Source organism: Streptomyces sp. 2323.1, from assembly GCF_900221035.1.
Classification (GTDB): domain Bacteria; phylum Actinomycetota; class Actinomycetes; order Streptomycetales; family Streptomycetaceae; genus Streptomyces; species Streptomyces sioyaensis.
Window position 1 is genome coordinate 935,619 of record NZ_LT907981.1, and the last position, 26,457, is coordinate 962,075.

Here is a 26,457-nt window from a genome sequence, read left to right on the forward strand (position 1 = left end):
GAATCGGAGATGCGGACATGCCCCGAGAAGAGCATCAGAGAGACGTTCATGTCCAAGATGCATATCGTGCACGTATCCATCTGCTTTTGATATTCTTGCTGCTCATGGACCTATTGGGGCATCTCCGGTGCTTTGTGGCTGTTGCTGAAGAGTCACACTTCGGCCGGGCGGCAGCCCGCCTGGGCATGGGCCAGCCGCCGCTGTCGCAGCGCATCCAGCGCCTGGAGCGCGAACTGGGCATCCGGCTCTTCGAGCGCTCCAGCCGGCACGTGACGATCACTCACGGCGGCACTTTGCTGCTGGCGGAGGCGCGCGAGATCCTCACCCGGTCCGAAGCGCTCCTGGCCACCGCGCGCCGGATCCGCGACGGTGAGAGCGGACTCCTGCGCGCCGCGCTCCCTCCGGACGTCTCCGGCGAGACCATCGCCGCGCTCCTGGCGGACTTCGCGGAACGCCAGGCCGGCACGGAGCTGGAGTTGCACGAGCTGACGACCGCCCAGCAACTCGACCGGTTCGGCGCCGGAGCCCTCGACGTCGGGCTCGTCCACCATCCCTGCGACGTGTCCGGGCTGGAGATCGGCCCCCTGCTGCGGCGCGAGCTCGGCGTCCTCCTGCGGCACGACCATCCCGCCGCGCAGCTGACCGACGTGCCGCTGGCCGCCCTGACCGGGCACGACCTGGTCCTCTTCCCGCGGGCCGATGCCCCCGCGCTGCATGACGAGCTGCTGACCACCTGCGCCCGCAACGGCTACACGCCCACCGCCGTCCGCCACGGCCAGAGCCCCAGCTTCATCCGCGGCCTGATCCTCTCCTCGCAGGCCGTCGCCTTCAGCCCCAGGGACACCCAGCCCGCGCCCGCACACCCGCAGATCATCTGGCGCCACCTGGCCGGCACTCCCCTGGCCTGGCGGCACTCGGTCGCCTGGCGCCAGGGGCACCGGGACGCCGCGGTCGACGCCTTCGCCGAAGCGGTCACCCAGGCACTGTGGGGCACTGACACAGTGAGCATGGACCAGCCCCTGCCCCCTCTCCACCTACGCCCCACAGCGGAGTACTGGCTTTGACTCCTCCCCCTCCTGAAGGAGGGGGATTCCTAGCTCACTTCGCCTGAGGCCGCGGCGGGCGCGCAGGTCTTACAAGATCAGCGCTAGCCGGGTACGAGACCAGCCCGGACGAGCATCACGCGGGCGGAGTTCTTGTCCCTGGGGGACACGGTTCCGCATGCGGTGCACGTATACGTTCTCTCGGAAAGAGGTAGGCGGTGCTTGGCTCTCGCTCCGCAGTGTGCGCAGTCCATGGTGGTGTGCGCAGGGTTGACCAGATGCACAGCGCGCCCGTGCTTGCGGCCCATCTCGACCATGGCCCGTTTGGTGGCGCCGATCGCGGCGTCGGCGGCCTTCTTCGCCATGGTCGACTTCGCAAGGAACTTCGGCTTGAAGTCCTCCACGGCCAACGCGTCATGGTCGCGGACGACGCGTTTGACCCACTTGCGGGCAGTGTCCTGGCGCTGGCGTGCGACCTTCTTGTGCAGCTTCGCGGTCTGGCGCTTCGCCTCGCGGTAGCCCTTCGAGCCGGGCCGGCCCTTCTTCGGCTTCCTGCGGGCCATCATCCGCTGATAGCGGGCGATTTTCTGCGCGGCGCTCTTCCCGTACTGCGGGTGGGGAAGATCGTGGTCGTCGGATGTAGTGGTCGCGGTTTCCTTGACGCCCCAGTCGATGCCGAGCACGTGCCCGGTCTCGGGCAGGTGCTCGGTCACCGCGGGGACGACGAAGGATGCCCACCAGTGTCCGACACTGTCCCGGTAGACGCGCACGCTGGAGGGTGGTTGGGGAAGCTCCCGCGACCACACAACCCGCACCACGATCCCGCGGGCGAGGTGCAGGCGCCCGTCCTTGAGCCGGAATCCGCGCTTGGTGTACTCCAGGGTGGCAAGCGCCTCGCGCTTCTTCTTGTACTTCGGCATCCCGGCCCGCTGCCGCACGGGAAGCCGGGCCTTGATGTCCTTGAGTGCCTTCGCGCGGGACGTGCCGAAGTCGCGTATCAACTGCTGCTGCGGCACACACGCCCCCTCACGCAGCCACGGGTTACGGGCGCGGGCCTCGGTCAGCATCGCGGCGAGCTGCACCGGCCCACACGTCTGCTTCTCGCCGGTGGCCTTGTTGTGCAGATACGTCGCCTTCGACTTCGCGACGCACTCATTCCACACCCAGCGCAACCGGTCCCACTCGGCTTCGAGCGCGGCTCGGGCCGTGGACGACAGGCGAAGCCGGTAGGTGTACCGGCAGTGCCCGGCAAACTCCGTCTTCGCTTCCGTCGTCATGCCCAACAACCTACCTGGGAGCACTGACAGTTGAGATTCCTTGATCAAGCGGGCCGCCTCACCACACCCGTCGTGAACGCCGAATCGCCCTGGCGGCGATTCGCCTTTCCCTGCCCTGCTCCGCAGGAGCTTCGTTACCTCCTCCGGCTGAAGCCGGAGGTATCCACGAAGGAGAACTGATGACCCGCACCCAGGACCACATCCGAACCGCCTTCGCGGACGCGGCTGTCACGGGCTGGCTGCATGCCTGCGACATCGACAGCGGCGCGGAGGTCGGTTTTCACCCCGACCATCCGGTCGTCACGGCCAGCGTCCACAAGCTCTGTCTGCTCGTCGCCCTCCACCAGTGCGCCGCACAAGGCGACTTCGAGCTCACCGAGCAGATCGAGGTGCCGCCCACCGGCCGCACCTTCGGGCTCACGGGCCTGGGCGCCATGCTCGATCCCGCGCGGGTGTCACTGCGCGACGCCGCCTACCTGATGATGAGCGTCAGCGACAACATCGCCGCCGATCTCCTCCTGGAACGGGTCGGCCTCGATGCCGTCAATCGCACCACCACGCAGCTCGGCCTCTCCCACACCCTCGCCATCCACACCTTCCGGCAACTCCTCGACACCATCAAGCAGGACGCCGGACCGAGCGGCACAAGGGCGCTGACCGATCCGCACACCATCACCCGGCTCACCGCTCTCGACCCGGCCCGCACCAACCGCAGCACCCCGCGGGACATGACCCGCCTGCTGTCCTGCATCTGGCGTGATGAGGCCGGCACCCCCGACCACGGCGCCGCGATCCGCCGGCTCCTCGGGCTCCAGGTCTGGCCGCACCGCCTCGCCTCCGGCTTCCCGTTCGACGACGTGCACGTCGCCGGCAAGACCGGCAGCCTCCCCACGCTGCGCAACGAGGTCGGCGTCGTCGAATACCCCGACGGCGGCCGCTACGCCGTCGCCGTCTTCACCCGGGCCGCCAACACCGCCGCCACCCTCCCCGCGGCCGACGCGGTCATCGGCACCGCCGCCCGGATCGCCGTCGACGCCCTCCGGGCACCCCGCACACGGCGGCGGTCGGGCGCGTAGTCCTGGGGATCCGCGGCGCCACGAGCGCTGTCGGGTGAGGACGGAGGCCAGGGCGCCCGGCGAACGCGCTTCACTGCGGTCAGGGCTGCCCGGCGGGTGCATCCGGAGCAATTCCCGTGGTGGTTCGTTAGCCCCGGGGAGGGCCGGGAACTCGTGACATCCGTGGGGGCTTTCCCTGTACGTGGCCCAAGCGGGGGCCGCCGGGCAGCGCACCTGGGCCGCGCCACCGCCCGGCCGCGGGCCCGGCCCGCATGCCTCGCCCGAAGGCTTTCAGCGCACCATCGACGGAGGGCCACATGCCTGAGCTGCCCGATGTGGAGGCCTTCCGGAAGGTTCTCGACTCCTGTGCGCGGGGCGCCCCTCTGCGGCGGATCGAGGTGCACGACGAGGGAGTCCTGCACGGGGTGAGCGCGCGTCGGCTGCGGCGTTCGTTGGAGGGGCGGCGGTTCGCCGAGCCCCAGCGGCGGGGAAAGTGGCTGTTGGCGCCCACCGAGAAGGGCCCGACCCTGCTGCTGCACTTCGGCATGACCGGGCAGCTCCTCTGCTGTCCCCCGGCCGAGGCGCTGCACCCTCATGACCGCGTGACGTTCACGGTCGGTGACGACCAGCAGCTCCGCTACCGCGATCAGCGCAAGCTCAAGGGGCTCTGGCTGGCGGACGAATCCGCCGTGGCCCGCATGATGAAGAGTCAGGGGCCCGACGCGCTGACGGTCGACCGCCCCGGCTTCGAGGACGCGCTGTCCGGCCGACGCGGCGGCATCAAGTCGGCACTCCTCGACCAGTCCGTCCTGGCCGGCCTCGGCAACCTGCTGGCCGACGAGATCCTGTGGCGTGCGAAGGTGCACCCCGCTCGGCCGGTCGGCACGCTCACCGGCCAGGAGCTGGGGCGGTTGTACACGGGCATGCGCCGGACGCTGCGCTCGGCGGTGGCAGCCGGCCGGGTACCGCCGCGCAGAGCGTGGCTCACCGGCCGCCGTGACGAGGCCGATCCGGTCTGCCCCCGCTGCGGCGAACGGCTCTGCAGCGGGCGTACGGCCGGCCGGCGTACGGTGTGGTGCCCTCGGTGCCAGCCGGCAGCGGTGTGAACTGCCCGGGCCGCCCGGCGTCCGAGCCAGCCGCCGCCCGGATCTCCGGCGTCCCGGCCCGGGCCCTACGAGTCAGCCGGCGCCCGGCAGCCGCACCTCCACCACGCCGCCCGCACTCACGCGGGTTTCGAAGGAAGGCTGCGGGGCGGTGGCCGGGCCCCGTACGTTCCAACCGTCCGTCAGCCGGAAAACGCTGCCGTGCCAGGGGCACTCCACACAGCCGTCCACGAGCCTTCCTTCGGACAGCGGACCCGAGAAATGGCTGCACCTGTCCGCAAGGGCATGGATGTCCCCGCCGCTTTCCCGGACCATCAGCACGGGCACCTCCCCCAGCTCCCGGCGCACCGCCTCACCGACCGGAAACTCCCCCACGGCGCCCACGGCCTGCCACTCGGGCTCCAGAAGATGCGGCACCGGCTCCGTCTTGTTGGCGCCGGCCGCCTGCCGGAATGCCAGGTGGCCGCCCAGCATCGCGCCGGCGCCCGCGATGCCCAGTCCCGCGTACCCCAAGGCCCTGCCCCAGCCATACCGATGGCGGCCGCGCGCCACCCATGAGCCGGCGTACAGCCCGACAGCGGCCACATTCGCGGCGGCGTGTACCAGGCCGGTGCGCATCTGCTGTTCGTGCTGCTCGGCCCAGTCCACGGAGCCGGACACGGCTGCGGGTACGGCTGCCATGAGGCCCGCCCCCACCAGAAGACGGGCGCTCTTCCGCGTACCGGGAACGGCGTCCAGCAGCGCAGCGGACAGCCAGGCCCCCATCGGGAGCTGTACGAGGGCCGGGTGGAGCGGATGTCCCAGCTGGCGGCCGTGGAGCACATCGCGGTACCTGCCCCATGGCACGGCCCGTACCGCCCGCTGGAGGACGCTGATCGCCGGATCGAGCCGCTGCATGTCGGCCAGGGCGTCGAGCGCCTTCAGGAACGACCCGGTGCTGGGCGAGGTGCGGCTGTCACGTTCCACGTGCTGCCTCCTTCAAGGGCACGGAAAGCGGGGCGTGGGTGTCCCCAGGACCCCTGAAAAGCATGCACAAGCCGGGCCGCCCTCGCCCGTCGAAGGGGCTTCCGGGATGAGTGCCCCGGTTGTGCGCGAGCGGCGCGGCCGTACGGGTCATTGCGTTCTTGGCGCGCGCATGCGGCCCCGCCCGTCGCACGCCACAGTGAGAGAGGTGGCCCTCGGACGGAAGGGGAGGCGGTCACGTGGGCGGCAACGACGGACTGACGGCGTACCGCGGCAAACGGCACTTCGACCGCACCCGCGAGCCGCGGGGCGAACAGGCGGACGCCGGCGAGGCCCCCTGCTTCGTCGTACAGATCCATGACGCGAGCACGCTGCACTTCGACTTCCGGCTGGAGGTCGACGGCGTGCTGAAATCCTGGTCCGTCCCCAAGGGCCCGTCCGGCGACCCCCACGACAAGCGGCTCGCGATGCCGACGGAGGACCATCCGCTGGAGTACCGCACATTCGAGGGCGTCATCCCGCAGGGCGAATACGGCGGGGGCACCGTGATCGTCTGGGACGAGGGCACCTACCGGCCGCTGGCGCGCAAGAAGAAGGGCCGCACGCTCTCGTTCGGCCAGTCGCTGGCGGACGGCCACGCCTCCTTCTGGCTGGACGGCCGCAAGCTCCGCGGCGGCTACGCCCTCACCCGGTTCCGTGGCGGCAAGGACTCCGGGGAGCGCGAGGCCTGGCTGCTGGTGAAGGAGAAGGACGACCGGGCCGGGCGCGGCGGCACCCCCGACCCCTGGCGGGCCCGGTCGGTACACAGCGGGCGCACTCTCAAGCAGGTGGCCGCCGAGGAGGCGGCGGAGGGGGACGAAGCCTGAGGGCCGGACCCCTTGGAGACGCTGCCGGCCGCACGGTGGGCCACTCGCGGCCGCTACGCCCGCTGGCTCTGCTCGCTGACGACGACCACCGGGCACGGCGCGTGCCGGGTGAAGTGCCGGCTCAGGGAACCGCGGAGCGCGCCCAGGATCCCACGCCTGCGGCGACCCACGACCAGCAACGACGCGTCCTGCGCCGCGTGTTGGAGCACTCCGGAGGGTGTCCCGTACGCCACGGTGGCGGAGATCCGCGGGGCGTCATGCGCGCGGACGACCTCGCTGATGGCGCCGTCCAGCGTCTGATCCGCCCGTACCTTCAGGTCGGTCTCGAGTGCCTGCGGTGCGTCGATCCAGCCGATCGAGCCGTACAGCGGCGGGTACTCCCAGGCCAGCACCGCGTTGACGGTGGAGTGGTCCAACTCCGCCTGGCGTACCGCCCAGTGCAGGGCTTCCTTGGACGACTCCGAGCCGTCGACCCCTACGACGATGCACTCGCTTCCGTTCGGTTGGCTGCTGTTCATGGTCACCTCCGCAACAGGGCGTGCCGGGAAGGTTCTCCTGGCATCGCCGGATTGTCCGGCCGTGTCGTCTCTCCCCTCCTTGGACGTGCCGTGGGTGTGGGTGCACAGCAGCAATTGGCCAGGTGCACCGGTACGGCCCCGCCCGCCGGCCGTACCGAAGGGAACGGACGGCGGGCACCCACACGTCGGGAAACGACGGCCTGAAAAGTGGCGAGGAGGAGTGCCCGCTTCTCGCGGGCCCGGACTGTGCGGTGCACGGACTCTCCGCTGTTCCGCGTCGCCTGTGCTCCTCGTCACTTTCAGTAGAGCCCACCCAGCCGCCCAGGACCACGTCCGATGGGCCTGACCAGGGGGGCGACCGGTCCCGGTTGCGGGGCAGGGCCATGTGCCCGCGCTCTCGGGCCCTTCGGCACCTTTCCCGGGCCCTTCGCCCCCCGGGCACGGCCGGGCCCGGCCGGTCAGTTCCGCAGGGCAGCCGGGCCGCGCTCACTCCTTGAGGGGGTTGGAGACCAGGTCGACCAGGTTCTTGCGCGGGTCGGACGCGACATAACGGTTGAACTGCGCGAGGCAGGAGAGCACCAGGAGCGCAAAAAGCATCAGGGTGTGGCGGTATCCGCACACACACGGTGATGCGACGTACTTGCGGGCCCCTGAACCGAGGCCCATAGGGAGGCCAGGCACCGCGATTTGCGGTCTGACCATGGGTTTCTTTCGCCGGAGTTTCCGCAGCGCCGGCCTGGCCACGCCCCGACGGACGTGCGGTCCGGCGCTCCAGGAGGACCATGGAAGCCGGAGCAGTCGCCGGGCAGGGCAGGCCACCGGACAGATACGTGGACATGCCACGGAACTGGGCGAGAGGGCCCCCGGTCCGGCAGACGGAAGGAGTGCCGGGGTGAGCGCAGCCGACCTGCGTCCCGCTGACGCCGGTGAACCGGACGGAAGGTCGTCGCAGCCGAGCGGGCTGCTGGACCTGCTCGCCGTCGCCGCGGTGCTGGTGGACGACGAGGGGCGGATCGTGCTGTGGAGCCCGCAGGCCGAGGAGCTGTACGGCTACTCCGCCGAGGAGGCCCTCGGGCAGTACGCGGCGCCGCTGCTCATCCACCAGGAGCACTGGGGCCTGGTGATCAAGAAGTTCGCCGACGTCATGGAGACCGGCACGAGCTGGGGCGGCACCTTCCCGGTCCGGCACAAGGACGGTGCGGCACGGCTGGTGGAGCTGCGCACCATGCGGCTGACGGACGACCACGGCGAGTTCTACGCGCTCGGGCTCGCCACCGACTCACCGACGCTGCGCGAGGTGGAGCGCGATGTCGCGCTGTCCACCCGGCTGATCTCGCAGTCCCCCATCGGGCTGGCGATACTCGACACCGACCTGCGCTATGTGGCCGTCAACCCCGCCCTGGAACGCATGCACGGCATCCCTGCGAAGGACCATCTCGGCCGGCACTACCGCGAGATCATGACCGCCGCGAAGTTCGAGGTGCCCGAGGCCGCGATGCGGCAGGTCCTGGAGACCGGGGCCCCCATGGTCGACCAGACCACCGTCGTCGGCCGCACCCCCTCCGACCCGGAGCAGCAGCACGCCTGGTCGATCTCGTTGTACCGGCTGGAGGACCCCCAGGGGCGCGTGCTCGGAGTGGCCGACCTGGTGGTGGACGTCACCGACCGTTATCAGGCAGCCATCGAGGCCACCGAAGCCCGGCGGCGGCTGGCCCTGATCGCGGACGGCTCGGCGCGTATCGGCACCACGCTGGAGGTGGAGCAGACCGCCCGGGAGCTGGCCGAGGTCACCGTGCCCGAACTCGCCGACCTGGTCACGGTCGATGTGCTCGACTCGGTGCTGGATGAGCACCGCCGCACCCGCAGTGAGGGCCCCGCGGTCTTTCGCGCGCTCGCCGTGAAGGCCGCCTACCCCACCGTGGCGCTGCAGGCCGCCGACCCTCCCGGCCAGACCGCCGCCTACGAGGCCGACCGCCTGGCCACGCAGTGCGTGCGCACCGGCCGCCCGATCCTGGTCTCCCACGCGGACGGCGACGACCTGGCGCGGATCGCCCGCAGCGAGCACGCCGCCACGTTGCTGGCCAGCGCCGGAGTGCACTCCTACCTGCTGGCCCCGCTCATCGCCCGCGGCCACATCCTCGGCTGTCTGGGGCTCACCCGGGCCGGCAACCCGCAGCCCTTCGACGAGGACGACCTCGCCCTCGCGGCCGAGCTGGCCTCCCGCGCGGCCGTGTGCATCGACAACGCCCGCTCGCACCAGAGCGTGCGCAACGCCGCCGAGACGCTGCAGCGCAGCCTGCTCCCCGACCACCCGCCGCACCTCCCCGGTCTGCAGATCGCCTCCCGGTACCGGCCCGCGCAGGCCACGTACGAGATCGGCGGCGACTGGTACGACGTCCTTCCGCTGGACGACGACAAGACGGCGCTCGTGGTGGGCGACGTGATGGGCAGCGGTATCGACGCAGCCGCAACCATGGGCCGGCTGCGCACCGCCACCAGTGCCTTCGCCGACCTCGACCTCGACCCGGCCCAGGTCCTCCAGCACCTCGACAAGATCACCTCAGGGCTGGAGCACTACATCGCCACCTGCGTCTATGCGACCTACGATCCACGCCGCGCCGAGTGCCACCTCGCCACCGCCGGTCATCTGCCCCCCGTCCTGGTACGCCGCGGCAAGCACCCCGAACTCCTCGACCTGCCCACCGGCACCCCGCTCGGCGTCGGCGGCGTCCCCTTCGAGACCGTCACCTTCCGCCTCGACCCCGGCGACCAACTGGTCCTGTACACCGACGGGCTGGTCGAAACCCGCCACCACCCCATCGACGAGCGGCTGGAAACCCTGCGCCGCCTGCTGGACGCGCCCGACCGCTCCCTGGAGGAGACCTGCGACCGGCTCCTGGCCGAGCTCCGGCGTCCCGACGATCCCGATGATGTGGCGCTGCTGATCGCCCGCACCCAGCCCTTCGGCCCCGGTTCGTAGCGCGTCACCCGGCCCCGTCCCCTTGGAGCGCTGAGCAGATGACCCGCCACCCCAGCGATGCACCGACGCCCCCGCCGGCCGGTACGGACAACGGGCCCGCCGTCTCCCGCGAGGAGTTCGACGCACTGTTCGCGACGGTCCGCGCATGGGGCCGCTGGTCCCCCGCCGACCGCGGCGCCTGGAACCGGGTGACGCCGGACCTGGTACGGCGGGCCACCGCCCTCGTCCGTTCCGGCACGGTGATCCCGCTGGCCCGCCCCTGGGACACCTCCCCCGGCCCGGACAACAGCCGGCCCGCCCTGCACTACATGTCCGCCCTCGGCGACCTCGGAGCCGGCGAGCCGTCCACCCACAAGGACTTCATCGCCGTCGACTACCACGGCAAGGCCGTCAGCCATCTGGATGCGCTGTCCCACGTGGCCTACCGCGGGCAGCTCTACGACGGCCGCACGGCGCGGGACTGCGTCGACGCCGGAGGGGCCCGCTTCGGCGCCGTCTCGGCGCTGGGCCCCCTCGTGACCAGGGGCGTACTCCTGGACCTGCCGGCCGTGCTGGGCTGCCGGTGGCTGCCGCCCGGACGGGCGGTGCACGCCGACGACCTCGTGTCCGCGGAGCAGGCACTCGGCGTGACCATCGGCGAGGGCGACGCGGTGCTGCTGCGGTCCGGCAGCCTCCGCCGCCGCCGGGAGGAGGGCGCCTGGGACCCCGACGCGGCGAGCGCGGGGCTGCATGTGGACGCCATGCCGCTGCTGGCCGGGCGCGGTATCGCCCTGCTCGGCGGCGACGGCGACAGCGATGTCCGGCCCTCGCCGGTCGAGGGCCTGCATTCGCCGGTGCACGCGCTCGCCCTCGCCGCGATGGGCGTCCCGCTCCTGGACAACCTCGACCTCGAAGCGCTCTCCGCCGCCGGCGCCGAGGAGGGCCGGTACTCGTTCCTCCTCGTGGTGGCTCCGCTGCACATCCCGGGCGGCACGGGCTCGCCCGTCACGCCGGTCGCGGTCCTGTGACGGCCCCGGGACGGCCGGGAGCGGGGCCGAGCCCCGCGTTTGCCGACCGGCCGTCGCCCCAGCTCCCCCTCCGCACTCGCTACCGATATATGTACAAAGCTCTACAATTAGACCTGACGGTGCAGCTGCTCCGACGACGGGCGGCCATAGCAGCACGTACCGATGTGGCAGGTGATCGGCATGGGGCTTGGGGCAGGCGACTTCGGCCCCGCACGCGCCCGTGACCAGTTCCTTCACGGTGGGCCGGTCGAGGGGACAACCGTGCGCAGCCCGATCCTGAATTCCTGGCGGCGCTCCCGGTCCCTGGGGCTCACCCCGGAGGGATGCGAGCTTCCCTTCCGTCAGGACCTCGATCTGGACGGCCGGCTCGTCCGTGCCGCCGGCCCCGTGCTGGACCGGCTCCAGGCCCGGTTCGCGGGCAGAAACATGAACGTGTGCCTCGCCGATGGACACGGGGCGGTGCTGCAACGCCGCTTCGGCGAAGCCTCGCTGGTCAGACATCTGGCGGCGATCCAGAGCGTCCCGGGCTTCGTGTTCGCCGAGCAGTTCGGCGGGACGAACGGCATCGGACTGGCGCTGGCGGAGCGGCAGCTGATCACCGTCTACGGCGCCGAGCACTTCGCCGAACGCTCACAGACCAATGCCTGTGCGGCCATCCCCGTCCGGGACCCGCTCAGCGGACGCATCGAGGGCGTCCTGTGCTTCGGCTACCCGCCCGCCGAGGCGGAGGCGGGGCTGAACACCGTGATCCGCCGGGCGGCCGGCGCCATAGAACGGCGGCTGCTGGACCAGAGTTCGATGCGCGAACGCGCCCTGCTCCAGGCGTACCTCGACGCCAGGAGCCGTGCCCCGGCCGGCGAGACGACGGGCAACGGTCAGCTCGGTGAGGCGGCCGGGAGCGGACTGGACTGGCGCGACGAGATGATCCTCAAGGAGAGGGCCGCGGATCTGATCGCCTCCGCCCAGCGCGCCGCCGTCGAGGTCTTCCTGCCCGGTGGCCGGCGGGCCACCCTGCTGAGCCGCCCGGTGACCGGCCCCTCCGGTCTGGAGGGCATCGTCATCGAGGCGGTCCTCCCCACACCGCATCGGCACCTCGCCGTCCTCGCCGAAGCCGGCCCCCCGGCCGACGCCCCGTCCGGCACCCCGGCGCCGCCAGCTCCTGCCCCCGCGGTTCCGCCGCCCGGGCGCCTTTACGGCCCCGAACCCGGCCGGCCGGTCACGACGGCCCGCCCGCCGGACACGCTGGGCACCACCGAACCGGACACCGGCAGTGCGACCGGCGGGGTGGTGCTGATCGGCGAGCCGGGGGTGGGCTCGTACGCCGTGGCGGCCCGGCGCCGGCTGGAGCTGCTGTCCGAGGCCAGCACCCGGATCGGCACCACCCTGGACGTGAGCCGTACCGCCCGGGAACTCGCCGAGATGGCCGTCCCGCGGCTGGCCGACTACGTCACCATCGACCTTCCCGAGGCGGTGCTGCGCGGCGAGGAGCCGACCGATCTGCAAACCGGCCTGCACCGCACGGTGGTGCACGGCATCCGCGCGGACTGCCCCTTCTATCCTGCCGGTGACCGGGTCGCCCTGCGCCCGACCACCCCGCAGATCCGGTGCCTGATCGACCGTCAGCCCATCCTCGAACCCGATCTGACGGCCGCCCCGGACTGGATCGCCCAGGACGCCGCACACGCCCGGCACATCCTCGACCACGGCATCCACTCCCTGATCGCGGTGCCCCTCCTCGCCCGCGGCATCGCCCTGGGCATCGCCAGCTTCTACCGCTCGCAGGACCCCGCCCCCTTCGGAGACGACGACCGTTCGCTGGCCCAGGAGCTCGCCACCCGCGCCGCCATCTGCATCGACAACGCCCGCCGCTTCACCCGCGAACACACCGTGGTCCTCGCCCTGCAGCGCAGCCTGCTGCCGCAGCGCTTCCCCGAGCAGAGCGCCGTCGAGGTCGCCCACCGCTATCTGCCGGCCGCATCCGGCGTCGGCGGCGACTGGTTCGACGTCATTCCGCTCTCCGGCACCCGCGTCGCCCTCGTCGTCGGAGATGTCGTCGGCCACGGGCTGCACGCCGCCGCGACCATGGGCCGGCTGCGTACCGCCGCGCGCAACTTCGCCGAACTGGACCTCCCTCCGGACGAAGTCCTCACCCACCTCGACAATCTTGTGGGACGCCTCGACCGGGACGAAGGCACCGAGGAAGCCTCCTGCGACAGCACCGGCATCATCGGTGCCAGCTGCCTGTACGCCATTTACGACCCCACCTCGCAGGTGTGTGTGATGGCCCGGTCCGGCCACCCCCCGCCCGCACTGGTCCACCCCGACGGCACCGTCACCTTCCCCGACCTGCCCGCCGGCCCGCCCCTGGGCCTGGGCGGCCTGCCCTTCGAGACCGCCGCGTTCCACCTCCCCGAAGGCAGCCGGCTCGTCCTGTACACCGACGGGCTCATCGGCGACCGCCGGCGCGACGTCGATACGGCACTCGACCAGCTGCGCCGGGCGCTGGCTCACCCGAGCCGGTCGCCCGAGGAGACCTGCGCGGAAGTGGTCCGGACGGTGGTGCCCGAGCACCCCGACGACGACATCGCCCTGCTCGTCGCCCGCACCCACGCCCTGGACCCCCGGCGGATCGCCACCTGGGCGCTGTCCGCCGACCCGTCGCTGGTCTCCGGGATCCGCGCCGCCGTGACACGCCAACTGGCCGCATGGGGGCTGGAGGAGGTCGTCTTCGCCACCGAACTCCTGCTCAGCGAGCTGGTCACCAATGCCATCCGCTACGGCAGCGGCCCCATCCAGGTCCGCCTGCTGCACGACCGCACGCTGATCTGCGAGGTCTCCGACACCAGCAGCACCGCCCCGCATCTGCGCCACGCGACCAGCACCGACGAGGGCGGCCGCGGTCTGTTCCTCGTCGCCCAGCTCGCCCAGGCGTGGGGCACCCGCTACACCGCCGACGGCAAGGTCATCTGGGCCGAGTGCGCGCTGGAGGCACCCGGAGGACAGGCCGACGCCACCGAGAGGTATTTCGACGACATCCCCGCCCTCTAGTGGCCCATACAGCCGCAATGCCCCAGCGGGCCGTACCATGACGGAATTGCAGATACCGGTACGAAACGGTGCACCGCGGATTCACCCCACGCGCCGCCCGCACCGCCGCGGAGCGCCCCGCAGCGCGGACCGGCCAGTCGGGACAAGCAGGAAGAACCACGAGGCCGACCCCCGGAGAAGTCCGTGCATGACGCTCCAGACAGCAGCCCTCCCCCGCGCGGTGCCCCGCAGCCCCTCGTCCGCGTACGCGGTCTCAGCAAACGGTTCGGCGGCACCCTCGCGCTGGACGCCGTCGACCTCGACATCCTCCCCGGCCGGATCCTCGCCCTGCTCGGTCCCAACGGCGCGGGGAAGTCCACCCTCATCAAGGTGCTCGCGGGCGTCCATCACGCGGACGAGGGCGAGGTGACGGTCGCCGGACACCCGCTCGGCACCGAAGCGGCCGCCCGCACCATGTCCTTCATCCACCAGGACCTGGGACTGGTCGAGTGGATGACGGTCGCCGAGAACATCGCCCTGGGCGCCGGATACCCCCGTCGCGCGGGGCTGCTCTCCTGGCGGCGGACCCGCCGGCAGGGCACCGCGGCCCTGGACATCGTCGCCGCGCATCTCGACCCGGGCACGCCCCTCACCGACCTCCCGCGCGCCGAACGCTCCCTGGTGGCCATCGCCCGCGCACTGTCCACCCGGGCCGCGCTCATCGTCCTCGACGAGCCGACCGCCAGCCTCCCGGCTGCGGACTGCGCCCGGCTCTTCGACGTCCTGCACACCCTGCGCGACCAGGGCCACGCCCTGGTCTACGTCACCCACCGGATCGACGAGGTGTACAAGGTCGCCGATGCCTTCGCCGTGCTGCGCGACGGCCGCCTCATCAGCCAGGGCCTGCTCGCCGGTTACTCCCCGGCCCGGCTGGTGCACGACATCGTGGGCCACACACCGGGCGGCTACCGGTTCGCACCCGCCGCAGGCCCGGCCGTACTGAGCCTGGACCGGGTACGGACCGAGAACACCGCACCGGTCAGCCTGGAACTGCGCACCGGGGAGATCCTCGGCATGGTGGGCCTCACCGGCGCCGGGCACATGGAGTTGGGCCGCGCCCTGGCCGGCGCCGGGCACCTCCTCGGCGGACGCGCCCTGCTCGACGGGCGCCCGTACGCTCCGGACACGGTCGCCGCCGCGGTCACCGCCGGCGTGGGCCTGGTGACCAGCAACCGTCAGGAAGAGGGCTGCGCCGCCGAACTGACCGTGCGGGAGAACTTCCTGGCCAACCCCCGGGCGGGCGGGGTGCCGGCGTTCCGCTGGACCGGCCCCCGGCGGGAGCGCGCCGAAGCCGCCGCCCTGGTCGAGCGGTTCTCGGTGTCCCCCAGCGACACCGAGGCACCGATCGCCACCCTGTCCGGGGGGAACCAGCAGAAGGTCCTGGTCGGCCGGTGGCTCGGGATGCACCGACGCGTGCTGATCCTCGAAGAGCCGACCGCCGGGGTGGACGTCGGTGCCAAGACGGCGCTCTACCGCCTGCTCCAGGAGGCGCTGGCCGACGGCCTCGCGGTCCTCCTCCTCTCCACCGACTTCGAGGAGGTCGCCGACGTGTGCCACCGGGCCCTGGTGTTCGTCCGCGGGGCGGTGACCGTGCAGTTGAGCGGCGAAGGTCTCACGGCCGCCGGACTCGCCCGCGCCTCCTCGGCCATGCCCGCGCTCACCGGGACGGGGTGACGATGCAGCCCTTCTCCCGGCCCCCGCTGGGCCGCCGGTGGGGTCACCTCCTCGGTGCGTACGGTCTCCTGGCCCTCACCGTCCTGCTGTTCCTGGCCTTCTCGCTGGCGCTGCCGGACACCTTTCCCACCCTGGACAACATCTCCGAGGTCCTGTCCAACCAGTCGATCCCCGCCCTCCTCGCGCTCGGCGCGATGATCCCCATCGTCACCGCGAACTTCGACCTGTCCATCGGCTACGGACTCGGCCTCGCGCACGTCATGACGATGCAGCTGATCGCCAACGAGGGGTGGCCGTGGCCGCTGGCCTGCCTCGTGGTGGTCCTCGGCGGGGCGGTCGTCGGCACCTTCAACGGTGTCGTCGTCGAATTCGCGAAGATCGACTCGTTCATCGCCACCCTCGGCACCGGCAGCATCCTGTACGCCGTCACCGGCTGGATCACCAACGGCGCCCGGATCGTCCCCGGCCCGCAGGGCCTGCCGGCCGCCTTCACCGACCTCTACGACTCCAGGTTCCTCGGCCTGCCGGTCTCCGCGTTCTACGTCCTCGCGCTCACCGCCGTTTTGTGGCTGCTCCTGGAACGACTGCCGCTGGGCCGGTACCTGTACGTCATCGGCTCCAACCCCCGCGCCGCCGAGCTGGTGGGCATCCCCATCCGGCGCTACGTCGTCTACGCCTTCGCCGGATCGGGTCTGGTCGTCGGTATCGCCGGCGTCCTGCTGGCCGCCCAGCAGCGCATCGGCAACCCCAGCGTCGGCCTGGACTACCTGCTGCCCGCCTTCGTCGGTGCGCTGCTCGGCTCCACCGCGATCAGACCCGGCCGCGCCAACGCCCTGGGCACCCTGGTCGCCGTCGTCATCCTCGCCATCGGCCTGGCCGGCATCGGCCAGCTCGGCGCCCAGTTCTGGGTCACCCCGCTGTTCAACGGCGCGACCCTGCTCCTCGCCGTCGGCATGGCCGGCTATGCCGCGCGCCGGCAGCTGCGCCGGGGGCGGGCGGCACCTCCCCGGCCCCGCCATGACGTGCCGCAGACCACCCCGTGACCGCCGGCCGTCCGCACCGCGTCGCCCCTCCGCAAGGAGTGCCCGTGCCCTCGCACCGCTGGACCGCCCGCGCCGGCGCCGTCGTTCCGGCCGTGGTGGCCGCCGTGCTCACCGTGCTCACCGGCTGCGAGCGCGGCACCTCGACCGGCGGCGGGTCCTACTCGCCGGGGCCGGCACGGGCCGGCTGCCCCACCGTCCTGGCCGGAGCCCGGTCGGCCGTACAGCGGGCCATGACGACCCACTCCGCATGGGATGGCCCCACCACAGGCCCCCGGGCGGTGTCCGGCAAGCGGATCGTCTATGTCGCGCAGACCATGAACAACCCCGGCGTCGCCGGTGCCGCCAACGGCGTGCAGGAGGCCGCGAAGACCATCGGCTGGCACGTCCGGGTGATCGACGGCCAGGGCACCCCCGCCGGGATCCAGGCGGCCTTCAGCCAGGCCATCACCCTGCGGCCCTCAGGCATCGTCATCGGCGGCTTCGACCCGCATCTGACGTCGCAGCAGGTGGCGAAGGCCAACGCGGCACACATCCCGCTCATCGGCTGGCACGCCGTCGACGCCCCTGGCCCGAGCAAGGACCCCAAGCTCTTCAGCAACGTCACCACCCGGGTCCAGGACGTCGCGAAGATCAGCGCGGACTGGATCATCGCGCACTCCCACGGCCACGCCGGGGCCGTCGTGTTCACCGATGCCTCGATCCCGTTCGCCAGAAACAAGTCCGAGCTGATCAAGAAGGCGCTGGCCAGCTGCTCCGGCGTGCGGCTGCTGGCCGAGGAGAACATCCCGATCTCGGACACCAGCAGCCGGACCCCCCAGGAGGTCTCCTCGCTGCTCTCCCGCTTCCGGGACCGCTGGACGCACTCCGTCGCCATCAACGACGTGTACTTCGCCGATGCCGCCCCGGCACTTCGGGCCGCACGCAAGAAGGGCGGCGGCGCCCCCTTCAACATCGGTGCGGGCGACGGCGATCCGTCCGCCTTCCAGCGCATCAACAGCAGGGAGTTCCAGGCGGCCACCGTTCCCGAACCCTTCGCCCAGCAGGGCTGGCAGATCCTCGACGAATTCAACCGCGCCTTCTCCGGCCGGCCCGCCAGCGGATACGTCTCCCCCGTGCACATCGCCACGGCCGCCAACAGCGGCGGCGCCACGACGTGGGACCCGCCCGGCTACCGCGCGGCCTATCGGAAGATCTGGGGGAGGTGAGCGCCCGCCCGGCTCAACACCGGGGAGCGTGCGGTCCGTTGGCGGCGGTGACCGGCCGGGGTACGTGGCTGCCCCGGTGCGTCGCCGGGGACGTCAGACGAGAGCGCACGCCCCCGTCGGCAGCTGCGCCACCGAGTCCACGAGCGTCTGCACCGCCGGCTGCCAGGGGCGGTTCTGCGGGCCGCAGAGCACCAGATTCCTGCTGTGGTGCGGGGTGATCCGCACCAGGACGAGGTCGTCCGGGACCAGCGGACGGGAGACCTCCGGCTGGATCGAGACGCCGAGGCCGGCCTGGACCATGCTGATCAGCGTGCCGAGGTCCTGTACGCGATGGGCCGGGGTGTACTCCTCCCCCGCCAGGCGGTGGAGGGTGCGGATGTGCCGCTCACAGCCGTTCGGCGAGAGGATCAGCGGGTCGTCCGCGAGGTCCGCGACATGGATGGTCTCCTCCCCTGCCAGGGGGTGGTCCTGCGGGAGCAGGGCGAGGAAGGGGTCGGTGGCCAGCAGCGCGCCACTGCCGGCACGGGGGTCTTCCCGGCCGGCGACCGGGGGCGGGTCGACCACGATGGCGGCGTCCGCCGCCGCGCTCGCGAGCCAGGCCTCGGTCTCCTCGCCGCTGCCTTCGAAAACCCGGATGTGGAGGGCCGGCAGCCGCTCGGACCAGTGGCGCAGCAGCGAGGGCAGCAGTCCCTGGCAGACCGTCGGGGTGGCGGCGAGGCGCACCGTGCCGCCCGCCGTCGCGGTGTGCCGGGCCGCGGCGTCGACGACCGCGTCCGTCGCCGCGAGCGCAGAGCGGGCGTGGGAGAGGACCGCATCGCCAAGGGCCGTGGTGCGTACGGGAGTCGAGCGGACGAGCAGCGGGCCGGCGAGGGTGCGCTCCAGCGAGGCGACGGCGTGCGAGACCGCCGACTGGCTCAGCCCCAGGTCCACCGCCGCGGTACCGAACCCGCCCGCGTCGACGACCGCGACGAACGCCCGCAACTGCGGCAGATTCAGCGCCACGCTGCCTCCCCACCCCACGTCATGAGGCCCCCTCATGAGCCCATAAAACCTCCGCGTTGGACTCATCTTCCCTGACCGGAAAGGGTCATGAACATCCACTCCCCCTCCTGGAAGGCGTCGCCCCATGCCGTACATCCGCGTCACCGTCTCCGACCCGGACCTGGCCCCCGCCCGCCGGCACGCGCTCGCGGAAGGCCTGACGGACCTGGCCGTCACCGCGCTCGGAAAGTCCGCCGCCCGCACCACGGTCCATGTGCACCCGGCACCGGCCGACCACTTCTTCGTCGCCGGACGCCCCGTCCGGGAGGCCACCGGCGCGCATGTGGAGGTGAGCATCACCGCGGGCACCAACAGCGCCGACGAGAAGGGGCAGTTCATCACCGGGGCCTACGCGCTGCTGCGGGAAACCCTGGGCGTGCTGCCTCCGATTGCCGGGGTCGCGCTGTACGAACTCCACCCCGAGAGCTACGGCTACAACGGCATCACACAGCTCGACCACTACCGGCGCACACCCCGGCCCGCGCCCGAGGCCGTGGAAGGCGGCATTCGCCCATAGGTGTGCGGGATGCGGGTACCAGGCTTCACGCAAGCCGCCGCAACGGAGCGGCAGGTGCCCGCTCAGGCCGGCCGCGACATGCGCCGGCCTTCGCACGAAAGGCACAGCATGCTCTTCCTGGTTGTCGCCCTCTTCCTCTTCGGTGCGCTGCTCGGGACCGCAGGCCATGTCCCCGTGTCCGTCACCGTGGTCGGTGGCATCGCCATCACGGCCTGGCTCACGGTGTTCTTCCTGCGGGAACGCCGTAAGAGCGGCATGAAGGGAGCCTCGCGATGACGTCGACCTGGATCCCGCTGAAGACCGGCCCCCGTCCGCAGGCCGACCGGATGGCCGTCGCCGCCTTCGTCTGCGGCCTGTTGGGGACCGTGATCTTCAATGTCTTCTTCGGCCCGTGTGCCGTCCTGTTCGGCATCCTGGCGCTCTCCCGGGGCACGATCCGTCGTCTGCGCGCCTGGCTGGGCGTGGCGTTCGGCGTGCTCGACCTCGTGCTGCTCGTCGTCCTGACCGCGGCCGACGGGACCGTCAGCTGGCATGTTTAGAGCCGGGGTGGAGTCCCGGGGGCAGCGGTATCGGCGCCCGACCGGTGGCCGGGCTCCGATACCGTCAGGTCAGGGCAGGTCAGGCCGGTGAGGTGACGGCCGGGCCGAGATGCGGCCGGCCGCCGTGACCGGGCGCGTCGATGGTGGCGACGTGGCAACCGCAGTGGGCCACGATGCGGTGTGCCCGGCCCACCATTGCCGGTGCCGTTTTGTGCATGCCGCCGCCGTGGTCACGGTCTTCCCGAAGGCTACCCACCGAGCGTCATCCCGCCCAACCCATTAATTGACCGCGGCAGCCCCTCGTCAGCCGATGAAGGCCCGTACGAACTCGTTGGAGTTCTTCCCGATGCTGGAACAGGTCGCCTGTGCCTTGATGTTCGCGCCTTCCGGGCAGGGCTTGTCGCGGGTGAGGGACCACATCGACAGCCGGCCGAGCCCCTTCTTCTCGGCGAACGCCTTGAGTTCGGCCGCGTCGTCGGGCCGGAAGACCTCGCCCTTGACGTCGTTCACCCCGATCATCGGCGTGACCCCGACCGCCTTCCAGGCCGCGGCCTCGCTGTGGATGCCCAGCGCCGCCTTGATCTGCCGGTGAGTGGCGGTGGCGGCGTCGATGGCGTACTTGCCCATGGCGCCGTCGTAGTAGGTGCCGTAGTCCATGGCCATGATGTTCACGGCGGAGACCCGGACGCCGTTCTTCTTCGCGCTGTTCAGCACCGCGAGGGAGTCCCGGTTCAGGCCGGAGGGGATCACCGGCAGCGTGAAGGAGACATCCAGCTTCCGGCTCTGCTGGAGCCGGGCGATCGCCCGGGCGCGCAGATCGTTGGCCTTGGTGTCCGTCAGGGCGGGGCCCTCGATGTCGAAGTCGGCCTTCGTCAGGTGGTAGGCGTCGATGACCTTGCGGTAGGCGTCCACCAGCTTGTCCACCGAGCCGCAGACCCGGGCCAGTTCGTTACCGCTCTGGCCGCCGAAGGAGATCCGCACCTCGCCCCCCTGGGCGCGCAGTCGGTCCGCCTGCCGGGCCACCGGGTTGTCGGCCAGCTCCTGCCGTCCGCCCCACTTGGGCACACAGCCGTCGCCCGGCGAGACGAACGCCAGGTTGTACTCCTTCACACCGGTCTCGCGGGCGCCCTGGAGGAGGTCGTAGGAGGGCCTGAGCGAGGTGTCGACGTACGGGGCGAAGGCGCTGGACGGCGGGGCGGGGGTAGGGGTGGAGGGAGCGTGCGTGGGTGGCTTCGGGGACGGGGCCTTGCTCTTGTGCGGCGAGGACGCCACCGGCCCGGGGCCCTTGGCGTCCTCCGCGTCCCCGGCCGAGCAACCGGCGAGCAGCGACGCGGCGAGTGCCGCAGCCGTCGCCGCCGCGGCGGTGGCCGGTATCCGGGTGCGGCTCCTGCGCACAGCGGGCTCGTGTGTGTGGTTCGTCATACTCGGGCTGCATCCTTTGTGGGGGGGTGGGTAGTGGTGTGGGGACCTGGCGTCCCGCACGGCAGCCGCGGTCCTCCCCCACCGCCCCGGGAGCGGACCGCGATCCGGATCCGTTCCGGACCAACTTCCCGTGGCCCCAGGCAATCGCATCCTTTTTCGCTGGTCAAGGATCGCCCTCCGGGGCACGGCGGCCTACCTGACGGCTACCGGAAGTTGCTTGAGTGCGTGCGAGCGGAACGATGCGCGCCACTCCAGCTGCTCGTACGGCACGGCGAGCCGCAGCCCCGGGAACCTGTCGAGCAGGGTGCTCAGAGCGGTGCGGATTTCCAGCCGGGCCAGGGCGGCGCCCAGGCAGTAGTGGACGCCGTGGCCGAGCGCGAGATGGGTCTTGTCGGTCCGGTGGAGGTCGAAGCGGTCCGGTTCCGGGTAGCGGGACGGGTCCCGGTGGGCGGACGCGAGCGCGAGCAGCACGGTGTCGCCCGTCGGTATCCGTACGCCGCCGATCTCGACGGGTTCGGTGGGGAAGCGCCGGATGGCCATCTGGTTGGGATGGGCGAAGCGGAACAGCTCCTCGACGGCCTCGGGCATCAGCTCGGGACGGGCGCGCAGGGTGGTCAGCTGGTCGGGATGGCGGAGCAGGGTGAGCAGTCCGCCGCTGATCAGGTGCTGGGTGTTCTCGCTGCCCGCCATGAGGATCAGGAAGGCCAGCGAGACCAGTTCGTCCTCGCTGAGCCGGGCCCCGTCGTCGCGGGCGGCGATCAGGGAGGACAGCAGGTCGTCCGCGGGGTGGGCGCGGCGGGAGGAGATGAGGTCCAGGAGGTAGCGGTGGATGTGTCCGATGGCTTCGGCGGTGTGCCCCGGGTACTCGGGGGCGAACATCGCGGCGACCCATCCGGAGAACGTCCGACTGTCCGCCTCGGGCACGGCCAACAGATCGCCGATGATGACCAGCGGCAGCGGGTGGGCGAACGTCGCGACCAGGTCGGCCTGCCCCAACTCGGCCAGGCGATCGGCGAATTGACCGGCGGCCTCGGCAACCCGCTCGCGGAGCTGCTCGACGTGCCGCGGGGTGAAGCCCTTCGAGACCAGCCGGCGCAGCCGCAGGTGATCGGCCGGGTCGATGTTGAGGAGGTTGGCGTCCAGAGCGGGCGGCAGGGAGAACCCCTGGTAACCGTTCGTGGAATGGGCCTTGTTCACCGACAGCCGTGGGTCGGTGAGCCAGGCCCGCACGTCGCACTCCCGGGTGACGAGCCAGACGGGGGACCCGTCGGGCAGCGCGATCCGGTGCACCGGCCCTTCGCTGCGCAGCCGCGCGTAGGTGGGGTAGGGGTCCTGGAAGAATGCCTGGTCGAAGGGGCTGCTGAGGGTCGGTGCCGGGGTCTGCCGGTTCATGTGCGTTCCTGGGTTGCCGGGCCGGCGGCGGGCTGGGCGGCCGCGGCCCGGACGATCGGGGATGTGGTGAATGCGCGCGCCAGCTTGCGCTGGAAGGCGAGTTCGGCGGCGAGGTCCTGGGGCTCCGCCACCCGGGGCGTGGGCGGGTGGACGGCGGGCCGCCGTTGTGCGGCCCGCGCCTCCAGTGCGGCCCTGAGCTGTGCGGCTTCGACGGTGGCCGCCAGGTCGGTGCCGGCGAGGCCGGCCGCCCGGGCGCGCTCCGCGGTGGTGTCGGCCACGTCGGCCGGGATCCAGACGCGGAGCGCCCATTGGGCGTCGCGGATCTCGACGAGCCGGCGGTAGAGCCGGGTCCGCAGATCCGTGTCCGGTTCGAGGTGCAGCACCGGTTCGGGAATCTGGGACGTGACCTCGCGGTGCAGCGGGCCCAGCTCCCGGAAGGCGCGGTAGTCGGTGAACCGCTCCCACAGCGCACTGAGATGGCGGCCCCAGTCGGGCAGGATCCAGCCCAGTGTCTTGCTGAGGGTCGCGATGGTGACGGCTACCTGGGCCACCGGCTCCCAGGCCTGCCCGCCGACGCCGAACTGGGCGGCCACGATGTCGGCGGCCCGGCAACCGGTGTAGATGAGGGCGAAGGGCAGCGTCGCGGCGATGAGATACAGCCCGCGACGCATCCAGGGGTGCGGAGCGATCCTGGCGTAGCGCCAGCCGAGGATGCCGACGTCGACCTGGTTCGCGGCGTACGCGACCAGGTAGAGGGCGAGGTAGGCGGGGTAGTACTGGGCGCTGTCGATGGCGAAGTCGTCGGGCTTCTCCCCGCGGCTGGTGGCCACGGCGAACAGCGCGACCATGGCGGCGAGGACGAGTCCGAGTCCGATCAGCCGGGGGCGTGCCTTGCGCCAGGCGACGGGGGCTTCATGGCTGAGGTGGAGCAGCACGATCTGCTGGCACGCCGTCAGCAGGATGACGCAGCTCTGCGACAGCAACCCGGAGAAGTTGACGATGCCGACGGCGCTGCTGGTCGCCGCCCAGACCGCAGGGGTGGAGACGGTATAGGTGACGAACAGGAAGAAGAAGTTGGCCAGCAGCGCGACCTGCGTCACGGAGCGGTCCGTGCGCAGCACGCGCAGTTTGTACAGCAGCGCCAGGCCGGCGACGGCAGCACACAAGGGGTAGAGAACGCTATTCATTGCTTCCTCGGAAGGCGGGGTTGTCCAGCGCACCGAGCCGGGAGACCAGCTCTTGCATAGCGGGGGGAACGGGCCGGACGTGGTCGGCGGTCCAGCTGCCGATCCGGCGCCCGATCAGCGAGCCGACGTACTCGGCTTCGGTCTCCGCCCAGGACCGGGCGTGTTCGCGCCCCAGCGTCCGGCGGATCAGAGCGGGGTCGAGTGAGGGCAGCAGGAGCCGGGAGGCCTCGGGGGTGAGGACCGGGCTCGACTCGTGGTCGCAGATGAGGTGGCCCAGCTCGTGCAGGATGACCTGCTGCTGGTGCACCGGCGCGAGCCGCTGCTCGTAGACGACGTACTCCGTGCTCGGGGTGGAGACCCAGAGGCCGTCGGGGCTGCCCAGCGGCAGCGGACAGGGCAGGAGCTGGATGGGCCGTCCGGAGCCCCGGCTGAGGTGTGCGCACAGGTCGTCGACGGACAGCTTCGTGTGCGCGGGCAGCCCAAGGGCGTCGACCCGTCGTTCGCACTGTTCGCGCAGCCGCGTCGCCTGCGGGTCTGCGTCTTTGTGCCGCCAGCGCAGCACCATCACTGCGGCGAGCGGTCGTTGCGGCCCTGCCCCGGCAGGTCCTCAAGGGTCGCCCGGGCCGCCTCGGCGGTGCTGACCAACCGGGTGATGAGATGGCTCAGTTCGGTCAGCGAGGAGTCGGGTGCGGCGGGGCCCGTCTGCCGCAGCGCCACGCTCTCGACGCGATGGGTGCGCATCTTCCTGAGCAGCTCCAGCTCGGAGTTGACATCGTCGAAGACCTGCTCGTCGAGGAAGTAGGCCACCCGGGAGACGCCCAGACTGTGGGCCACCTTGACGAGGGTCTCCACGGTCAGGTTGGTTCCGTCCGCGGATTCGGCGGCGGCCAGGGTGCGCTTCGAGACCCCGGCGAGTTCCGCCAGCCGGGCCAGGGTGAAGGGGCCTTCGGGGTGGTGGTGGCGGATGTGCCGGAGCCTGCGGGCGATGGCGGTCTTGGCGGCGTGCGCGGCCCCGTCCGGACCGGCGGACGTGCCTGCCGCCCTGGCGAGTTCGTGGCGGTCCAACCTTGTCCCTCCGTGGCGTGTGCGCTAGGGGGTGTCTCTTCGATCTCCGTGGATCAGCCTGCGGCGTCTGGTGCCGTGCATCGCAAGGCGGAGCATCTCCCGCGGACTGGGTGTCCGTGGGTGATGTGACAACGCAGCGTGGGGGCACCCCCAGCGTTAGCTGGGGGAGTGCGGTGCCAGGCGTCGCAGGCCCGCGGAGATCGGAGAGACACCCCCTAAAGGGTCGCACGCGGCACAGTGCCCCCCGGTGCAGGGTACGCGGCACCGTTGACCTGCGTACGGCGGGACGAGACGCCCGGCCTCGGCTGGGGGGAAACGCGCCCGTCGGAATCCGGTTTGGCCGGAACAGAGCGGCCCCATGGCCGAATCGGGCGACCGGTCAGATACCCGGGGCCTCGTCGTGCACGGTGTGCAGCCCGGGGCAGATGTGCGGGGCCGGCAATGGCCACGGGGACGACAGGGCGGATTCCACCGCCATCGACTCCCGCGCGGTCCGTTCGGCCTCGCTGCGGGCGGCTCCCAGGCGGCTGCGCCAGATCAGTTCCTCGGCGATGCCATAGGCCCAGGAGCCGAGCCAGCCGCTCTGCCACGGGCAGTGCAGCGCCAGCGCACCCCGCAAGGCGTCGTAGGCCCGCAGGAGTTGGTGGGAGAGTTCAGCGTCGAGATGCTCGGCGTGCGGACGCTCGTGCAGCGGCGGGACCGGGCAGTCGGCCAGCAGGTGGGCCACTCGCCGCCGCAGCAACTCCGCTCCCTCCTGGAGCCGTTGGGCCGCCGACCCCTTCGGGCACGACTCCTCCCAGAGCTCTTCGAGCGGATCGCCGTCCCGGGGCCACGGCTGCGCGGGCGCCTCGTCGCACGGGGAAGCGTCCGCCGCGGCCGGGGAAGGCTCACTGCCACCGCAGTGGTGTGGACACTCCGGGACGTGATCCGCCACGGGAGAGTGCCGGAGGAAGTGTTCGTAGCGCAGTTGGGACCACAGATCACGCGGCGCGGCCGGTCCGGTGAGCAGCCGCCAGACGGGGCCCACGTTCCAGGTGTAGCCGGTGACGCGCTCTATGTGCCCGGAGCCGCGCGTGGCAAATACGGCCAGCCGCCCGGTGGAATTGTCCTGCACCTGCGTGTAGAGGCTTTCCCCGAGTTGCCAGGCGGCGCCTATGCCGAACGGCGCTTCCTGAGCGCCCGTTGCCCCTTTGTGCGCGGCGACCGGTACGAGCGTGTGCAATGCCGTGTTCTGCGCCGGTTTTCCCTGGGCGACGAGGAAGGGAATTCGCTCTCGGCGACTGCCGGAGAGGTAACTGCTGCGATCAGCCGCCATGCGGGTCCCCCGTCGTGGTTCGGCATGCGACAACAGCCGTATCCGGCTTGGCCGCAGAAGCTATGACGGTCACTGGTCGTCCCCCTATGGCCATCTTTCGACGGCCCCGCTTCGAGACGATAGACATAAGCGCACTGCTGGTGCAACTAACTGCTGAT

The 26,457-nt window shown here is 71.6% G+C and carries 23 protein-coding genes; 13 read left to right on the forward strand and 10 right to left on the reverse strand.

Features of this window, described 5'->3' with window-relative positions; genetic code table 11:
* The first annotated feature begins 104 nt into the window (after positions 1-104).
* Positions 105-1,064 (forward strand): LysR family transcriptional regulator, encoded by a 960-nt coding sequence (locus tag CPH93_RS03385; protein ID WP_096211888.1) that lies wholly within the window; start codon positions 105-107, stop codon positions 1,062-1,064.
* Positions 1,065-1,147: 83 nt separating this feature from the next.
* Here the strand turns inward: CPH93_RS03385 and CPH93_RS03390 are convergent, their stop codons facing one another.
* Positions 1,148-2,320 (reverse strand): RNA-guided endonuclease InsQ/TnpB family protein, encoded by a 1,173-nt coding sequence (locus CPH93_RS03390; protein ID WP_107470920.1) that lies wholly within the window; start codon positions 2,318-2,320, stop codon positions 1,148-1,150.
* A 179-nt stretch (positions 2,321-2,499) separates the two neighbouring features.
* On the opposite strand from CPH93_RS03390, the gene CPH93_RS03395 reads away from it, so the two are divergent.
* Both CPH93_RS03395 and CPH93_RS03400 read left to right on the forward strand, forming a co-directional pair.
* Positions 2,500-3,396 (forward strand): serine hydrolase, encoded by an 897-nt coding sequence (locus tag CPH93_RS03395; RefSeq protein ID WP_093487225.1) that lies wholly within the window; start codon positions 2,500-2,502, stop codon positions 3,394-3,396.
* Positions 3,397-3,692: 296 nt separating this feature from the next.
* Positions 3,693-4,481 carry an Fpg/Nei family DNA glycosylase gene (locus CPH93_RS03400; protein ID WP_096211889.1) on the forward strand — a complete coding sequence of 263 codons (789 nt, stop codon included), beginning with the start codon at positions 3,693-3,695 and terminating at the stop codon, positions 4,479-4,481.
* Between the two features lie 72 nt (positions 4,482-4,553).
* Here CPH93_RS03400 and CPH93_RS03405 read toward each other — a convergent pair whose 3' ends face one another.
* Positions 4,554-5,444 carry a Rieske 2Fe-2S domain-containing protein gene (locus CPH93_RS03405; RefSeq protein WP_096211890.1) on the reverse strand — a complete coding sequence of 297 codons (891 nt, stop codon included), beginning with the start codon at positions 5,442-5,444 and terminating at the stop codon, positions 4,554-4,556.
* Between the two features lie 236 nt (positions 5,445-5,680).
* Here CPH93_RS03405 and CPH93_RS03410 point away from each other — a divergent pair, with 236 nt between their 5' ends.
* On the forward strand, positions 5,681-6,307 hold the full coding sequence (locus tag CPH93_RS03410) for a DNA polymerase ligase N-terminal domain-containing protein (RefSeq protein ID WP_096211891.1): 627 nt from the start codon (positions 5,681-5,683) through the stop codon (positions 6,305-6,307).
* 53 nt (positions 6,308-6,360) lie between these two features.
* Here CPH93_RS03410 and CPH93_RS03415 read toward each other — a convergent pair whose 3' ends face one another.
* Positions 6,361-6,825: a universal stress protein gene (locus tag CPH93_RS03415; protein ID WP_093489454.1), complete on the reverse strand. Its 465-nt coding sequence runs from the start codon at positions 6,823-6,825 to the stop codon at positions 6,361-6,363.
* Positions 6,826-7,717: 892 nt separating this feature from the next.
* On the opposite strand from CPH93_RS03415, the gene CPH93_RS03420 reads away from it, so the two are divergent.
* The 6 genes from CPH93_RS03420 (at position 7,718) to CPH93_RS03445 (ending at position 17,821) form a co-directional block, all read left to right on the forward strand.
* On the forward strand, positions 7,718-9,805 hold the full coding sequence (locus CPH93_RS03420) for a SpoIIE family protein phosphatase (protein WP_096211892.1): 2,088 nt from the start codon (positions 7,718-7,720) through the stop codon (positions 9,803-9,805).
* A gap of 38 nt (positions 9,806-9,843) precedes the next feature.
* Complete coding sequence (locus tag CPH93_RS03425; RefSeq protein ID WP_093487215.1) at positions 9,844-10,812, forward strand: cyclase family protein; 969 nt, start codon at positions 9,844-9,846, stop codon at positions 10,810-10,812.
* Between the two features lie 162 nt (positions 10,813-10,974).
* Positions 10,975-13,860, forward strand: coding sequence for a SpoIIE family protein phosphatase (locus CPH93_RS03430; protein WP_096211893.1), 2,886 nt, complete (start codon positions 10,975-10,977; stop codon positions 13,858-13,860).
* Positions 13,861-14,043: 183 nt separating this feature from the next.
* Positions 14,044-15,573 (forward strand): sugar ABC transporter ATP-binding protein, encoded by a 1,530-nt coding sequence (locus CPH93_RS03435; RefSeq protein ID WP_096211894.1) that lies wholly within the window; start codon positions 14,044-14,046, stop codon positions 15,571-15,573.
* Between the two features lie 2 nt (positions 15,574-15,575).
* The gene (locus tag CPH93_RS03440) at positions 15,576-16,616 is read left to right on the forward strand and encodes an ABC transporter permease (RefSeq protein ID WP_096211895.1); all 1,041 of its coding nucleotides are present in this window, start codon (positions 15,576-15,578) and stop codon (positions 16,614-16,616) included.
* A gap of 44 nt (positions 16,617-16,660) precedes the next feature.
* Complete coding sequence (locus tag CPH93_RS03445) at positions 16,661-17,821, forward strand: substrate-binding domain-containing protein (RefSeq protein ID WP_096211896.1); 1,161 nt, start codon at positions 16,661-16,663, stop codon at positions 17,819-17,821.
* Positions 17,822-17,914: 93 nt separating this feature from the next.
* Here the strand turns inward: CPH93_RS03445 and CPH93_RS03450 are convergent, their stop codons facing one another.
* A complete protein-coding gene (locus CPH93_RS03450) occupies positions 17,915-18,823 on the reverse strand; it encodes a LysR family transcriptional regulator (protein WP_096211897.1) in 909 nt (302 codons plus the stop codon).
* A gap of 124 nt (positions 18,824-18,947) precedes the next feature.
* Here CPH93_RS03450 and CPH93_RS03455 point away from each other — a divergent pair, with 124 nt between their 5' ends.
* From CPH93_RS03455 to CPH93_RS03465, 3 genes are all read left to right on the forward strand, one after another.
* Positions 18,948-19,379 carry a tautomerase family protein gene (locus CPH93_RS03455; RefSeq protein WP_093487204.1) on the forward strand — a complete coding sequence of 144 codons (432 nt, stop codon included), beginning with the start codon at positions 18,948-18,950 and terminating at the stop codon, positions 19,377-19,379.
* Positions 19,380-19,487: 108 nt separating this feature from the next.
* A complete protein-coding gene (locus tag CPH93_RS36105; RefSeq protein ID WP_040899613.1) occupies positions 19,488-19,655 on the forward strand; it encodes a hypothetical protein in 168 nt (55 codons plus the stop codon).
* Entirely contained in the window at positions 19,652-19,918 is a 267-nt protein-coding gene (locus CPH93_RS03465; RefSeq protein ID WP_096211898.1) for a DUF4190 domain-containing protein, read from the forward strand. The genes CPH93_RS36105 and CPH93_RS03465 overlap by 4 nt, the downstream gene beginning before the upstream one ends.
* A 303-nt stretch (positions 19,919-20,221) precedes the next feature.
* Here the strand turns inward: CPH93_RS03465 and CPH93_RS03470 are convergent, their stop codons facing one another.
* The 6 genes from CPH93_RS03470 to CPH93_RS03495 form a co-directional block, all read right to left on the reverse strand.
* The gene (locus CPH93_RS03470; protein ID WP_096211899.1) at positions 20,222-21,340 is read right to left on the reverse strand and encodes a chitinase; all 1,119 of its coding nucleotides are present in this window, start codon (positions 21,338-21,340) and stop codon (positions 20,222-20,224) included.
* A gap of 192 nt (positions 21,341-21,532) precedes the next feature.
* Positions 21,533-22,732, reverse strand: coding sequence for a cytochrome P450 family protein (locus tag CPH93_RS03475; protein WP_096211900.1), 1,200 nt, complete (start codon positions 22,730-22,732; stop codon positions 21,533-21,535).
* Positions 22,729-23,919, reverse strand: coding sequence for an MAB_1171c family putative transporter (locus CPH93_RS03480; protein ID WP_231977165.1), 1,191 nt, complete (start codon positions 23,917-23,919; stop codon positions 22,729-22,731). Before CPH93_RS03480 ends, CPH93_RS03475 begins: the two co-directional genes overlap by 4 nt.
* The gene (locus CPH93_RS03485) at positions 23,912-24,484 is read right to left on the reverse strand and encodes an ImmA/IrrE family metallo-endopeptidase (RefSeq protein ID WP_096211902.1); all 573 of its coding nucleotides are present in this window, start codon (positions 24,482-24,484) and stop codon (positions 23,912-23,914) included. The genes CPH93_RS03480 and CPH93_RS03485 overlap by 8 nt, the downstream gene beginning before the upstream one ends.
* A complete protein-coding gene (locus CPH93_RS03490) occupies positions 24,484-24,984 on the reverse strand; it encodes a helix-turn-helix domain-containing protein (RefSeq protein WP_006601755.1) in 501 nt (166 codons plus the stop codon). Before CPH93_RS03490 ends, CPH93_RS03485 begins: the two co-directional genes overlap by 1 nt.
* 379 nt (positions 24,985-25,363) lie before the next feature.
* Complete coding sequence (locus CPH93_RS03495) at positions 25,364-26,299, reverse strand: hypothetical protein (RefSeq protein ID WP_159394956.1); 936 nt, start codon at positions 26,297-26,299, stop codon at positions 25,364-25,366.
* Between the last annotated feature and the right edge of the window lie 158 nt (positions 26,300-26,457).

Bases quoted from the DNA above. Each gene is read 5' to 3' on its own strand.
- CPH93_RS03385 (WP_096211888.1), top strand. From the start codon at position 105: ATGGACCTATTGGGGCATCTCCGGTGCTTTGTGGCTGTTGCTGAAGAG.
- CPH93_RS03390 (WP_107470920.1), bottom strand. From the start codon at position 2,320: ATGACGACGGAAGCGAAGACGGAGTTTGCCGGGCACTGCCGGTACACC.
- CPH93_RS03395 (WP_093487225.1), top strand. From the start codon at position 2,500: ATGACCCGCACCCAGGACCACATCCGAACCGCCTTCGCGGACGCGGCT.
- CPH93_RS03400 (WP_096211889.1), top strand. From the start codon at position 3,693: ATGCCTGAGCTGCCCGATGTGGAGGCCTTCCGGAAGGTTCTCGACTCC.
- CPH93_RS03415 (WP_093489454.1), bottom strand. From the start codon at position 6,825: ATGAACAGCAGCCAACCGAACGGAAGCGAGTGCATCGTCGTAGGGGTC.
- CPH93_RS03425 (WP_093487215.1), top strand. From the start codon at position 9,844: ATGACCCGCCACCCCAGCGATGCACCGACGCCCCCGCCGGCCGGTACG.
- CPH93_RS03430 (WP_096211893.1), top strand. From the start codon at position 10,975: ATGTGGCAGGTGATCGGCATGGGGCTTGGGGCAGGCGACTTCGGCCCC.
- CPH93_RS03440 (WP_096211895.1), top strand. From the start codon at position 15,576: ATGCAGCCCTTCTCCCGGCCCCCGCTGGGCCGCCGGTGGGGTCACCTC.
- CPH93_RS03455 (WP_093487204.1), top strand. From the start codon at position 18,948: ATGCCGTACATCCGCGTCACCGTCTCCGACCCGGACCTGGCCCCCGCC.
- CPH93_RS36105 (WP_040899613.1), top strand. From the start codon at position 19,488: ATGCTCTTCCTGGTTGTCGCCCTCTTCCTCTTCGGTGCGCTGCTCGGG.
- CPH93_RS03465 (WP_096211898.1), top strand. From the start codon at position 19,652: ATGACGTCGACCTGGATCCCGCTGAAGACCGGCCCCCGTCCGCAGGCC.
- CPH93_RS03470 (WP_096211899.1), bottom strand. From the start codon at position 21,340: ATGACGAACCACACACACGAGCCCGCTGTGCGCAGGAGCCGCACCCGG.
- CPH93_RS03475 (WP_096211900.1), bottom strand. From the start codon at position 22,732: ATGAACCGGCAGACCCCGGCACCGACCCTCAGCAGCCCCTTCGACCAG.
- CPH93_RS03480 (WP_231977165.1), bottom strand. From the start codon at position 23,919: ATGAATAGCGTTCTCTACCCCTTGTGTGCTGCCGTCGCCGGCCTGGCG.
- CPH93_RS03485 (WP_096211902.1), bottom strand. From the start codon at position 24,484: ATGGTGCTGCGCTGGCGGCACAAAGACGCAGACCCGCAGGCGACGCGG.
- CPH93_RS03495 (WP_159394956.1), bottom strand. From the start codon at position 26,299: ATGGCGGCTGATCGCAGCAGTTACCTCTCCGGCAGTCGCCGAGAGCGA.